The 12,126-nt window shown below is 57.7% G+C and carries 12 protein-coding genes; 2 read left to right on the forward strand and 10 right to left on the reverse strand.

Annotation, left to right across the window (positions count from 1 at the left end; genetic code table 11):
- Position 1 precedes the first annotated feature (1 nt).
- From AC1ROR_RS20805 to AC1ROR_RS20840, 8 genes are all read right to left on the reverse strand, one after another.
- Positions 2 to 664, reverse strand: a complete 663-nt coding sequence (locus AC1ROR_RS20805; RefSeq protein ID WP_035225984.1) for an amino acid ABC transporter permease — start codon at positions 662 to 664, stop codon at positions 2 to 4.
- 195 nt (positions 665 to 859) lie between these two features.
- Positions 860 to 1,681, reverse strand: coding sequence for a transporter substrate-binding domain-containing protein (locus AC1ROR_RS20810; RefSeq protein WP_498590576.1), 822 nt, complete (start codon positions 1,679 to 1,681; stop codon positions 860 to 862).
- A 141-nt stretch (positions 1,682 to 1,822) separates the two neighbouring features.
- Positions 1,823 to 2,743 carry a bifunctional Delta(1)-pyrroline-2-carboxylate/Delta(1)-piperideine-2-carboxylate reductase gene (gene lhpI / locus AC1ROR_RS20815; protein WP_498590577.1) on the reverse strand — a complete coding sequence of 307 codons (921 nt, stop codon included), beginning with the start codon at positions 2,741 to 2,743 and terminating at the stop codon, positions 1,823 to 1,825.
- Positions 2,740 to 3,747, reverse strand: coding sequence for a trans-3-hydroxy-L-proline dehydratase (gene lhpH / locus AC1ROR_RS20820; RefSeq protein WP_498590578.1), 1,008 nt, complete (start codon positions 3,745 to 3,747; stop codon positions 2,740 to 2,742). The genes lhpI and lhpH overlap by 4 nt, the downstream gene beginning before the upstream one ends.
- 100 nt (positions 3,748 to 3,847) lie before the next feature.
- Positions 3,848 to 4,999: an N-methyl-L-tryptophan oxidase gene (gene solA, locus AC1ROR_RS20825; protein WP_498590579.1), complete on the reverse strand. Its 1,152-nt coding sequence runs from the start codon at positions 4,997 to 4,999 to the stop codon at positions 3,848 to 3,850.
- Positions 5,000 to 5,005: 6 nt separating this feature from the next.
- Complete coding sequence (locus AC1ROR_RS20830; RefSeq protein ID WP_035225993.1) at positions 5,006 to 5,434, reverse strand: GNAT family N-acetyltransferase; 429 nt, start codon at positions 5,432 to 5,434, stop codon at positions 5,006 to 5,008.
- A gap of 34 nt (positions 5,435 to 5,468) precedes the next feature.
- Positions 5,469 to 6,503 (reverse strand): Ldh family oxidoreductase, encoded by a 1,035-nt coding sequence (locus AC1ROR_RS20835; RefSeq protein WP_498590580.1) that lies wholly within the window; start codon positions 6,501 to 6,503, stop codon positions 5,469 to 5,471.
- Complete coding sequence (locus AC1ROR_RS20840; RefSeq protein ID WP_498590581.1) at positions 6,496 to 8,673, reverse strand: N,N-dimethylformamidase beta subunit family domain-containing protein; 2,178 nt, start codon at positions 8,671 to 8,673, stop codon at positions 6,496 to 6,498. Before AC1ROR_RS20840 ends, AC1ROR_RS20835 begins: the two co-directional genes overlap by 8 nt.
- A gap of 137 nt (positions 8,674 to 8,810) precedes the next feature.
- Here AC1ROR_RS20840 and AC1ROR_RS20845 point away from each other — a divergent pair, with 137 nt between their 5' ends.
- Positions 8,811 to 9,500 (forward strand): GntR family transcriptional regulator, encoded by a 690-nt coding sequence (locus AC1ROR_RS20845; protein ID WP_498590582.1) that lies wholly within the window; start codon positions 8,811 to 8,813, stop codon positions 9,498 to 9,500.
- A 60-nt stretch (positions 9,501 to 9,560) separates the two neighbouring features.
- Here the strand turns inward: AC1ROR_RS20845 and AC1ROR_RS20850 are convergent, their stop codons facing one another.
- On the reverse strand, positions 9,561 to 10,004 hold the full coding sequence (locus AC1ROR_RS20850; protein ID WP_498590583.1) for a MarR family winged helix-turn-helix transcriptional regulator: 444 nt from the start codon (positions 10,002 to 10,004) through the stop codon (positions 9,561 to 9,563).
- Between the two features lie 86 nt (positions 10,005 to 10,090).
- On the opposite strand from AC1ROR_RS20850, the gene AC1ROR_RS20855 reads away from it, so the two are divergent.
- Positions 10,091 to 11,227 carry an FAD-dependent oxidoreductase gene (locus AC1ROR_RS20855; RefSeq protein WP_498590584.1) on the forward strand — a complete coding sequence of 379 codons (1,137 nt, stop codon included), beginning with the start codon at positions 10,091 to 10,093 and terminating at the stop codon, positions 11,225 to 11,227.
- A gap of 63 nt (positions 11,228 to 11,290) precedes the next feature.
- Here AC1ROR_RS20855 and AC1ROR_RS20860 read toward each other — a convergent pair whose 3' ends face one another.
- Positions 11,291 to 12,124 carry an aldo/keto reductase gene (locus tag AC1ROR_RS20860; protein WP_498590585.1) on the reverse strand — a complete coding sequence of 278 codons (834 nt, stop codon included), beginning with the start codon at positions 12,122 to 12,124 and terminating at the stop codon, positions 11,291 to 11,293.
- Positions 12,125 to 12,126: the final 2 nt, after the last annotated feature.

Here is a 12,126-nt window from a genome sequence, read left to right on the forward strand (position 1 = left end):
CCTAGTATCGAAACAGGCGCCAGGCCACGATGCGCGACGACAGCGTGAAGGCCTTGGAAATGACGTAGTAGAGGCATGCCGCGACGAAGAAATACTCAAAGGTTCTATAGGTCACGACGTTGAGTTCCTGGGTGACGCCGGTAAGATCCGTGGTCAGGCCGACGATAACCCCGAGAGAGCTCATCAGAACGGACCACACCATCTGGTTTGTCATGGCGTGGAAGACAGCGCGCAGCATCTGCGGGATCACGATATGCCACTGCGTCTGCACCGCCCCCAGGCCAAGCGAGCGTGCCGCCCGCGTCTGCGTTTCCGGAACGGCTGCAAAGCCGCCGCGAAACGTCTCGGCAAGATAGCCGGCATTGTTGAAGGTGATGCCGAACAGCAGCGCGGCATAGGAACCGACCTGAAGACCGAGCGACCCCAGGCCAAAATAGAGCATGTAGATCTGGAAGAGCGCTGGAGTGTTTCTGGCGGTCTCGATCCACATATCCGCAGGCAGGGACAGGTATTTTTTTCCGGAGCGTTTGGCGAGTGCCAGGAAAATAGCAAGGATCGTTCCAAGCATCATGGCCAGGCCCGCGATCTCAATCGTTTCCAAAGCGCCCCACAGCATCTCCGGAAGAGCCCGCAGCACAGGTCTCCATTGAAATTGATAGTCCATTTGTGACCTCATTCTCTGTCAACGCACGCGGCGCAGCCATGCGTACAAGAAGGAATCTACGAGCCCGGAAAGTCTCAGGGGGCAGCGGCCACCGCGTCCATTCGTTGGCGATAGCAGCATCTGCCGAGGCGGCACCGGGCTCTTGAATGGCGCTCGTCAATCCTGATCGAGCGCCATTGATGACAGGAGAACCGCTTAGCGATAGACGCCGGGCACGGTCAGGTTAGGCGCCGCACCGACGTCTTCACCAATCCATTTCTTGTAAAGCTCTGCGTAGCGGCCGGAGCGCACCTGACGGTTCAGGAACAGGTTCACATAGTTGAGCCAGCCCTGTTCCTGGCGCTTGACAATCAGCGCGCAATAGTCGGCGTCAACGGGTGCGGGACCGACGACCTTGAGGCCAGGATATTTACCGGATTCGATGATAGCCGCTGCAATCGTCGAGGTCGTATAAGTCGCATCGATGCGCTTCTGACCGAGTGCCAGGAATGTGTCCGACTGGGTCTGGAACGTCAGCATCTTTGCGCCGGTATCGCTCTTCTTCTCGACCTCCTTGGCAAGAGCAAGCGTTTCATAAGCACCTGCGGGCCCTCCGACCGTATGCCCCTTGATGTCGTCCGGCGCCTTGATGCCCGAATCCTCGCGCGCCAGCACGATCGTCTCGAACACAAAATAGGGGATTGAGAAGCCTACAGTCTTGGCGCGCTCCAATGTATCGGAAGCGACGGCGACGGCGACGTCCGCGCGACCCGACAGGATCGCCGGGATACGGTCGTTTTCAGGCGTATCAACGATTTCAACATCGACACCCAGTGCCGCGCCAAGATCCTTGCAATAATCGACGTCGAAACCGATCGGATTGTTGTTCGCATCACGCGATCCGTTCGGCGGGAAGTCGAGTTGCACGGCGCAGCGAAGTTTACCGGCGCTGATGATATCGTCGAGCTGGTCAGCCTGCGCGGCCACACCAGACATCGCTACTGCAGCGAGTGCCATAAGGGGGATAAATTTTTTCATGTCAGTTCCTCTCTTTTTATAGGTTAACGTTGGAATATCGACTATCGTATACTATTTGAAGCGCTCATTTGACCTGACGAAGCGACCCATAAGCTTACGCTAAATATCGTATACGATAGTCAATTTGAGTCAATATTGCCGTCAGTCTTTGGTCATTTGTACGACCATCTCCCTGGCCACGCGGCAAGCCGCCAGATCCCAGGCGGCACAGCCCACACTTTTGAAGAACACCGGGCCTGAGGAGACATCTGCCGTTCCCTTCAGCACGCTGCTGAGCGAAATCACAGCGGACCAGTCGACATTGGCCTGGATGAGATCGCCCGCCTCGTGCCGCGCTCCAGCAGGATCATCGACAATGAGGGTGCTCGCCAACACGGTCTCGCTCCCAACTTCCGCGGCATCCGGCGTGAAGGCCCCTACCCCTATGACAAGCCGCTCCTGCGACGCAGGTTCCGTGTAAACCGGCGTCTTGCTGGTGGTTAATGTCACGACCACGTCGACGCGGGACCAGTCACGATCCACAAATGGCCTGACGGCGCAGTCGACATGCCGTGCACAAAACTGCTCTTCTTCCTCCCGGGAAATGCCGGCGACGACCAGATCTACCCCGGGAAAGAAAGACGAAAGCGCCTGTGCATGCGTGGACGCCTGTTTGCCAGTGCCGATGATCGCAACGACCTTCGGCGGTTCTTTCCGCAGCCGGCTGATCGCCAGAAGGGTTACCGCCGCCGTTCGCCGCCCAGTGACGGTCGGCCCATCGAGCGCAAACAGGGAAACCCCTGTGAGAGCATCATAGGCGACGACTTCCCCGTTGATCGTCGCGAGATCACGCGAAGCATTCGATGGGCAGACATTGACCAGTTTGTGGCTTGCAATGTCCTGAGCGCTCGCAGGCATGGAAAGCATGACGCCGCCGGCCGCCAGGGGAACCACCAGCCGTTCCGGGCTGACAATCTTTCCGTCCGCATATTCCACAACCGTTTTTTCCAGTTCCGCTACCAGCAGAGCGAAAGGCAGCAGGGCCTCGGTCGATGTTGCGTTGAAGTGCTTAACCATCGTCATGCCACCAGAAAACCGTACTTGAGCGGATCGGCTTCATCGATCACCCAATTGGCGAAGCCGCAAATGGATGCGGTACCTTCCACTTCCGGGATGACCGCATCGAAACTTCCAACCTTTGCCTTGGAGAGTACCCGCCCCTTGAAGATCGTACCGATGATCGATTCATTGATCAGCGTATCCTCGGCGGTCATCTCGCCCCGAAGGTAGAGCTGCGCAACGCGACCGGCGGTTCCCGAGCCAGTGGGCGAACGATCAACCGCGCGATCGGCATAGACGCAGCAATTGGCCTGGCTAGAGCCTTCGTGGCGGGGATCGCCATAGACCATAACGCCATAGACGTTGTTGAATTCCGGAATCTCTGGATGCACGAACGGCATCTTGGCATTGACGGCAGCCTTGATCTCGTAGCCGAGCTGCATGACGCGCTGCGCATCGTGTTCGCGGATTTCAACGCCGTGCTTACGGCCATCAACATAGAAATAGGTTGCGCCGCCATAAGCCACGTCGCCGGTCACCTCGCCGAAAGTCGGCGTATGAACGGTGACGTCGTGGCTGAAAATGAAGGACGGCACATTCACGAAACGCACCGCACCCGTATGCTCGCCGTCCCACTGAACATAGGCCTCGATAAACCCGCAGGGAGCATCGATGCCCACCTTCGTTTCCGGCACTTGTCGCTCGATCCAGCCAAGCTCCACGGCTGCGGTCGCAAGAGCAATAACGCCGTGGCCGCAATGGGGGCTATAACCCATGTTGTTAAGGAAGATCACGCCGAAGTCCGCTTCCGGGCTTACCGGTTCCGTGAGATATCCCCCGTAGAGATCCTTATGACCGCGGGGTTCCAGCATCACGGCACGGCGATAGTGATCCGCATTTTCCTGGAGCCAGGTGATGCGCTCGACAATCGTCTTTCCGGGAATCTTCGGCAGACCCTGCGTGACCAGACGAAAGGTTTCGCCGCAAGTATGCAGTTCGACTGTCGTTAGGAACCGATCGTATTTCATGTTTCTCCCTTTCGTTGACGACCATCTCGCCATCAGATTTTTAGTATTTACGATATCGTATACGATCTACTTTAGCTGTCAAGATAGATTCCTCGGCGGGTTAAGCGGAAAATCGCGCGAGGCTGAAGGCAGAGAGATCGGGCGAGGAATGCCCCGTGAGCTGCGCGGCAACAGCTTCGCCCACTCCTAAAGCATGCTTGAAACCATGCCCCGAACATGCCGACACCAGGAACAGCCCCGGAATATCCGGATGCCAATCGAGCAAGAACCCGTGGTCCGGCGTTGATGTGTAGAAGCATGCTTCCGAAGCCTTTAGTTCCGAGGAGATACCTCCGAAGAACGGCTCGACGTGGTGCCGGAAGAATTGATCGCCAGACATGCCGGCAGGCGGAGCGGTCTCGGTATCTGCTACAAAAAACTTGACCCCATCAGCCGCCCCTTCGAGCGGAAAGACCGTCGCACAGGCGTTATCAACACCTTCGCGAAACCACATCAGGGTCGGAAACCTGCCTGGCTGATAGGCAGCCGCATCACGCGCTTTGAATGTAAATGTCCTTTGCTGGCTGACGGACAATAAAGTGGCAAACTGCCCGCCAAGAACCCCGCCCACCCAGCGGCCCATGGCGACAACCGCCTGCCGGGCCCGGATCACCACGCCCTCGGCCTCTATTTCCACACCGCCCGTGATTGGCACGATCCGTTTGACGACCGTATTCGGCAAAACCTCAGCGCCAGCCTGTTTGGCAAGGGCGATCTGCAGGTTCAACAATGGTTCGGGGCGAATGAAGCCGGCAGCGGGTTCGAAATAACCCACGTCCATGTCCGTCAGGCCGATGAGCTGAGGATAACGCAACATCAAGTCCCCGGAAGACAGGACTTGATGGACAATGCCATTCTCCTCGGCGATCTTAACGGTATCGTGCAGAAAACTGCTGGAACTACCCGCCGCCCCCGATCCAATGATCAGCGTCCCCGTGTTCTGCATAAGGCTAATGTAAAACCGACGCTCGAACGCGTGCAGGAGCGCATTCGAACGCTGGACGAACTGAAGATAGGCGGGGCCTTCCGCAACAGCTTCTCTAGTGACCTTGTAGCCGCCGTGACTGGCCCCATGGGGATGCGGGGGGCTATAGGCATCGATACCAACGATTTTCCCACCCGTCTGAGACAGGGCGTAAAGTGCTGAAGCACCCATGACGCCAAGACCAATCACGGCGTAATCGACCTCGAGAATGGTTTGAGAACTGGTCATGGGCGCTCAGGACGATTGGCGCATGAAGAAAAGTCCGGGCAGATTGGCGGTGAAGCCCCATTTCTCGTAGAAGGGCAGCATCTCCTCCAGGCAATAGAGTTCACGATGCTTGACCCGCACGAGCACGGGATCGGTCAGGACCTTATCCATCAACAGGCGGCCGAGCCCGGTGTTTCGCCACGTCTCCTTGACGATGATGTCAAAGATCATCGCCTTGTAGACGCCATCCGTCATGGCGCGTGCGAAGGCGACCAGTTCGCCATTCAGGGGATCGATGAAGGCGAAGATGGGACCCGCATTCGCCATCAGCCTTTCGACATCGGCTTTTTCGCGCCCCTTGGTCCACCACTCCTGCTGAAACAGTTCCACCAGCTGGTCGACCTGCTCGGGAGTGAGGTCCCGTCGAAATTCAAGTCTGTTTTTGTCGGGCGCCATGTCGAGGCCTCCTGTTCAAGTCTGTTTGTCGGTTTTACGTTTTTTCGCCCGCCAGCGTTCGAAGCCGGTGCAGCGCGCCCGGCGAGATGGGGATGCCCCATTTCTCTGCTGCCGTGCGATTTGCAAACCGTCGTGCGCCCGGCAGACGATCCTGTCCGGCAATGGTCAACCGGCCACATAGATGCTGCAGACGAGACGCGAAGCCGGTAGACCCGCCCCAATCCGGGTCGATCACCATGAGGAACTGCCCCGCCTTCGGGGTTTCCGCGCCAGCGAAACCGGCAAAGTCGTTTTCAAAGGAGAATTGCCCACCGGTAATGGCGCCGGCGAGAATTTCGACGAACAGGGCAATTGAGGAACCTTTGTAGCCGCCGAAAGTGTTCAACGCTCCACCGGACAGGATCATGTGCGGATCCATGGTGGGATTGCCGTCGCGATCGACGCCGGTTCCATCAGGAACTGGTTTACCAGCGAGTGCGTGCAGGCGCACCTCGCCATTTGCCATCACGCTGGTGGCCTGGTCGACGATCAATGGCGCGGCATTCTCCACCGGCACGGCGAAGGCAATGGGATTGGTCCCGTAAACCGCCTGCCGGCCGCCATGGGGAACGACGTTCGCAAGTCCGTTTACCGCGGTTATGGCCATATGGCCGGAAAGCGCGAAAGGTTCGATGTCCGGCCACAATGCACTGAAATGATGGGAGTTGCGGATCGCGACAATGGCGACGCCCGTTTTCTCGACGGCAGCTTTGATAAGTGGATGCGCGGCAGAAAGCGCCCGCTGTGCAAAACCGTTACGCGCGTCGACCCGAATGAAGGACGGCCCAAGATCCGTGACATCGGGCACCGCCAGCCCATCCACCCAACCTGACCTGAGGGAGCCGACATAGCCGGGCATGCGGAAAATACCGTGGCTGAGGGCACCGTCCCTCTCGCATCCCGCACAGTTTTCCGCAAGAATCCCGGCTGTGTCCCCGGCAGTGCCGGCGTTGACGAAAATCGTCTCAAGAAGCGTTTTCAGTTCACGAAAACCGATAAGCTCGTCTCGCGCATCGCTCTTTTCAACCATCGCCCAGGAACCTCCTCAGGCAATTTTCCAGGAGCCGCGAAACATTGTTGTCGTAATTATTGTGCGACAGGCTCCCGCAAAACGTGATTGACCCGACAGCAAAGAGACCTCCGCCCGTTTCGGATTTGCCATAGACGATGTTGGCGCTTATGCCGCCATGCGGACGCGGCTTGCCATCGAACACGTCAGGCAGAAGAAGTTCTTCGAATGTCGTGTGGAAAGACGGACCATGACCTTCAGAGAAGGCAATGACCGATGCATATTCCGGCGTACCGAGATCGATGGCCGCCTGATCAATCTCGAAGCCGGCAGCACCTCCTCCAGACAATCCGAAATCGCCGATGCGCTCATTGGCGGCTATGCCTTCAAAGAGAAATGCCAATTCCTCTTCGTAGGAGGCAGCGGTGCGGACATAATACGAGCCCTCGAATGCTCCTTCGGCCGTAAAGCCGACGCCGGCGACGGTTTGTGGCGGAATTCCGTTGCGACGCCAGAGACCGCCATATTCTCCATCGAGCTGATGGTAATATTCGCCAGGCTGGCTCGCCCATACCCGCATGCCCCCTTCGGCGCGGCGCACCTCGATCATATGGGGCATGTCGTCGTTACGGCCGATCTTCCAATAAAAACCGTTACCGCCGAGATACATGAGGTTTCCACCGGCTTCCCGGTAGGCGATCAGCGCCTCCATCGTGCGTCGGGTGTGGTATTCGGGATGCGTTCCCGTCAGAACCACATCATAAGGCGACAGGGCGGTAACGCCATCCCGGTCAAGATCCTCGTCCGTGATGACGTCGAACTCGAATCCCTTAGTCTCGAGCCAGTCGGTGAGATGTGAATCCGCCGGGAAATGCCGCATTCCTGATCCCATCGGATCGAAATAGATAAGGTATTCCGGCCGCATCGTCAGGATCGGGCGCAGCCGTGACGACAGGTTTATGCCCGAGCCGTCGGGATGGCGGCTGTAGGTGGAATAGCCGTAAGCACCGACTTCGTCTGGATTGTGCGGATATGCGTTCCACGCACCTACCCTGTCGGCAAGTTCGCCCGCAAAGTTGCCACGGGCGAAATTGGCATAGGCCATATAGGTGAATGTCGGAGCCAGAAACACGATCCGCCGACGTTTCGTTCTTTCTCCCGGAATGACATAGAACGGGATCGTGTCCTTTCCGACGCCATTGTCGACCTCAAGCCCATATACGCCGGAGCGCATATCCTCTGGCACATCGATCCGGATAGTCGTTTCCCAGCCGCAATCACTAAGATCGTCGGAATGAAATCTGATCGCCGCATATTCCTGTGGCACCTGCTTCCAATCCTGATGTCGGCCGGACCAGGCAGACGATTTGACCGCGCGCATCGGCATGTTGATCAAGCATAACCGTCTCGCACGGTCCTTTTCGTCCTCTATCCAGATATCGCGCGCATCCCCGCCGAAATTCCACTCGGCGATAACCTCCCACGCCGCTACCGGGACTGGTTCCGAACGCGTTGAACTCAGGGATGGATTTTCGATGGAGCCGTTGAAGGTCTGTTCAGGATGCCCCCGCCAGACGGCGGCGAAACAAATATGATCGATTTCCACAAGTGCGCGGCGCGTGAGGTGCGGGAAACTCGCGCTTTTCGTCTTCTCCTGCTTTATCTGCAAATGCTGACGGACAGTCACCGAGAAACCCTCCAAGCCAAGGATTACCTCGATCCGCGACCAGCAGTTTCCCGGGAGCTCGATGCCTGTGTCATGGCAGGCATTCGTATCAAGTTGCTGGAGAAACAATCTGTCGTCGCGAGTGACAATCGCCAATCCCAGGGTCGCATCGATATTCTGCAGTGAGAAAAGCGTCTGAGCAGCCTCGGATGACAAGGTTGGCATCACCGTCAGATCGACCTTGATTGCGGAGCGGTCACCCAAAATGGGAATGGGACCGAACGCGCAGGAACCGAGATAGGCCGGCTGCTCAACGGCGGTATATTCTGCAGCGAGACCGAAATCTGCCGAAGCCACTTTAACGCCTGGTCCTTGCGGATTGGGATCGCAGCAAATTATGCGAATTGCCCGCGCGCTGACGTCTCGATTGCCACGCGAAGAAATCTTGAATTCCAAAGCGCCGCCCGGCGCAGCGCTTAGTGGCGTAACGTAACCGATCAAGTTCGGGATTTTTTGCTCGCGCATGGCTCGGGAATCCGTCTTGCCTCTTCCTCACAAGATATCGTATACGATAATGAGGCAAGACAGGCAAGTACCGATCGTATATAAGCTACGTTATTTGATCTTGCCGCTGCGCGTCGGGTTCTGACCATGGAGTAAAAATGCCGCTAAAAGCTCAAAACCTACCCTCTCTTGGCAACACCCCGCCGACGTCGGATATTATCGCAAAACACATACGAGAGGCGATCATAACGGGCGTCCTCGATGAAGACGAACCGATCCGTCAGGATGACATCGCGAAGCTTTTTGGCGTCAGCAAAATCCCGGTTCGCGAAGCTTTGAAGCGCCTGGAAGCAGAAGGCCTTGTGGAGTTCCAACGCAACCGTGGCGCGGTGGTAACAAGCATTACCGAACCAGAGATCGCTGAAATCTTTGAAGTGAGGGCCATGCTGGAAGCCAATGCCCTGAAACTCTCGATCCCGAGAATGACCGAGCACACCTTCCAGCGCGCGGAAGATTATTGCAATGAATTCGCACGCGAGACCGACGTGGCGCGATGGGCAGAACTCAATTGGCAGTTTCACTCCTGCCTTTACGAGGATGCCAACAAACCATTCCTGCTCAATCTAATACGGTCGGTGAACGACCGGATCGAACGGTATCTTCGCATTCAGCTGACACTATCAGGCGGCACTGGCATCGATGACCGGGAGCATCGCCAGATCCTGGCCGCGTGCCGGCAGCGAGACGTTAATCTCGCGACCGATCTGCTTGTCACCCACATCACAAAAGCCTGTGAGTCCCTCTTGAGCAATCTCCCAAAAGTAAGGGGCGCCAAGGCGGCCAGCTAGTCGCGTTTTATTGGCATCGGCCGGAGGTTGCGCAGCGTCCTTTGATCGGAACAACCACCGTCAGCAACCTGCCAAGTTCGCGTGAATTCGATGGAGCATCTCCGTCAGCGTTCGGACCTCGTCAGGCGCAAGTCCGGCGAGCGCACGTTCATTGGTGCCACGCAGGACATCGCGTCCCGGCTCCAGCCTGCGATACGCCTCCGGCTCCAGGCATATCAGGCTGCTGCGTTTGTCGTTGGGATCCTGGCTACGCCGGATCAACCCATCCCGCTCCATTCTGGCCAGAAGCTGCGCCATGCTGGGTTGCTCCACCCCCGCAATGACGGCCAGTTCCTTCTGGGTTCGCATTTCGCCGTTCTTCAGGGCGACCAGGACGGGAAGCTGGGCGACACTGATGCGGATTTCCCGAAGTCCCTCGTCGTCAAGTCTTGCCAGCATCCGTGCAATCCGCCCGATGATCAGCGCCGGCATTTCCTGTGGTCGCCATTCGGCTTCTTCATTCATTTCTTGAGCCATCCCCGGGGCTTGCATTTAAATAGGCACCTATATAAATAACATAGGAACCTATCTTTATTATGCGAGAGTCTCCCATGTTACAACATCCTATCGTCGCCATCGTCGGCGCAGGTCCGGCAGGGCTCACGGCAGCATCGATCCTTCAAAGGCACAATTGGAAAACTGTCGTTTTTGAAGCGGACATCTCGGCACAGGCTCGCGATCAGGGGGGCACATTGGATTTGCACGCCGATACGGGTCAGCTCGCGCTTGAAAAGGCAGGCCTCCTACCCTGCTTTAACCGCATCGCCCGCCACGAAGATCAAGAGACCCGTGTGCTCGATTATCGGTCGGCGACAATTCTTGCGGAAGATCTGCCGGCTCCGGGCGAAGGCCAAAGGCCGGAGATTGATCGTCACGCCCTGCGCGAACTTCTCCTTTCCTCGATTGCACCTGAAACCGTGCAATGGGATCACCGGCTGAAAACGGTAACAAGCCACTCAGATGGCAAACATTCTCTCCATTTTGAAAATGGCAGAACCGAATGTTTCGACCTCATCATCGGCGCAGATGGCGCCTGGTCCCGTGTACGTCCAGCCCTGACCGATGTGCAGCCCGTTTACACCGGCACCACTTTCGTCGAACTGCGGATCGATGCAATCGATGAACGTCATCCAGCAATCGCAGAGATGATCGGCCGCGGCAGCATATTTGCCCTGCATGCAGAAATGGGCCTGATTGCCCAGCGAAACGGCAATGGACATGTCCGGGTCTATGCCGCTATCCCAGTCGCCCCCGCAGAAGGCCAGCGACCGGATATGGCGCTGGCCGGCATCACTGGAAACGAGCTCCTGAAGCGGTTCTCCGGCTGGTCCGAGAAGCTTCTGAAGATGATTTTAAACGCCGACGCCATAACGGCGATCCGCCCGATCATCGCGCTTCCTGCTGGCTTGCGCTGGGCGCACCGGCCAGGTCTTACGCTTGTTGGTGATGCCGCTCACGTTATGCCGCCCGTCGGCGTCGGCGTAAATCTTGCCATGCTCGATGCGGCCGATCTGGCCGAGGCTCTGGTTTCGGCATCCGATTGGCCTCTGGCCGTCGAGCGATTTGAAACGATGATGCAGAACCGCGCGGCCAGCATTGCCGAAGATGCCGCCTCGGGCTTTGCAGATATGTTTTCGCAAGACGCGCCCGCCGGCATAGTGGAGCACATGAACAGCCGGCGGGCGTAAGAAATCCATTCCTGGTTTTGTCGTGCAGCCTCGGGAGGGGTTTGCACCCCTCCCCTTTGCGTCTCAGGCAGCCTTGTCCCACAGGGGAGCGAGGCCATCGGGCGAGACGATCCGGCCAGCAGGGCTGGAAAGGCCATGCATGGCAGCCATTTCATCAGCTGAAAGGGCAAAGTCGAAGATGGCCAGGTTCTCGGCGGCACGTGCCTCACCGACGGTCTTCGACAGGGCGATGATACCATCCTGCTGCACCAGCCAGCGCAGAACCACCTGCGCCACCGACTTGCCGTGGCTTGCGGCAATCTCCTTCAGGACCGGATCGGTAAATACCTTGCCATCGGCCATGCCGTAATAGCCGGTCACGGCCATGCCCGCCTTCCTGGCAGCCTCGATCACCACCGTCTGATCGATATAGGGATGGTACTCGATCTGGTTGGTAACAATCGGCGCCTTGGAAAGACTGACCGCTTCGGCCATCAGCGCCGTATTGAAGTTCGAAACACCGATATGGCGAACCTTGCCGGCCTGCTTGACCTCGTTCAGCGCATCGATCTGCTCGGCGAGCGAAACCGCTTCATTCGGCCAGTGTAGCAGCAGCAGATCGATATAGTCGGTCTTCAGCTTCTTCAGGCTTTCCTCAACGGAAGCGACGAAGGCATCATGCCTGTAGTTATCGACCCAGACTTTTGTGGTCAGGAATATGTCACCGCGGGCCACGCCGGAACCGGCGATCGCCTCGCCGACTTCCGCCTCGTTGCCATAGATCTGCGCGGTATCCACATGGCGAAAGCCGAGCTTCAGGGCGTGCGGGACGATCCGCAGAACATCCGGGCCGGGGATACGGAAGGTGCCAAAGCCGAGAGCGGGAATGGTGGAGCCGTTGGCGGTTACAGTATGCATTG

It is taken from the genome of Agrobacterium sp. GW821-FHT14E08 (assembly GCF_058803865.1).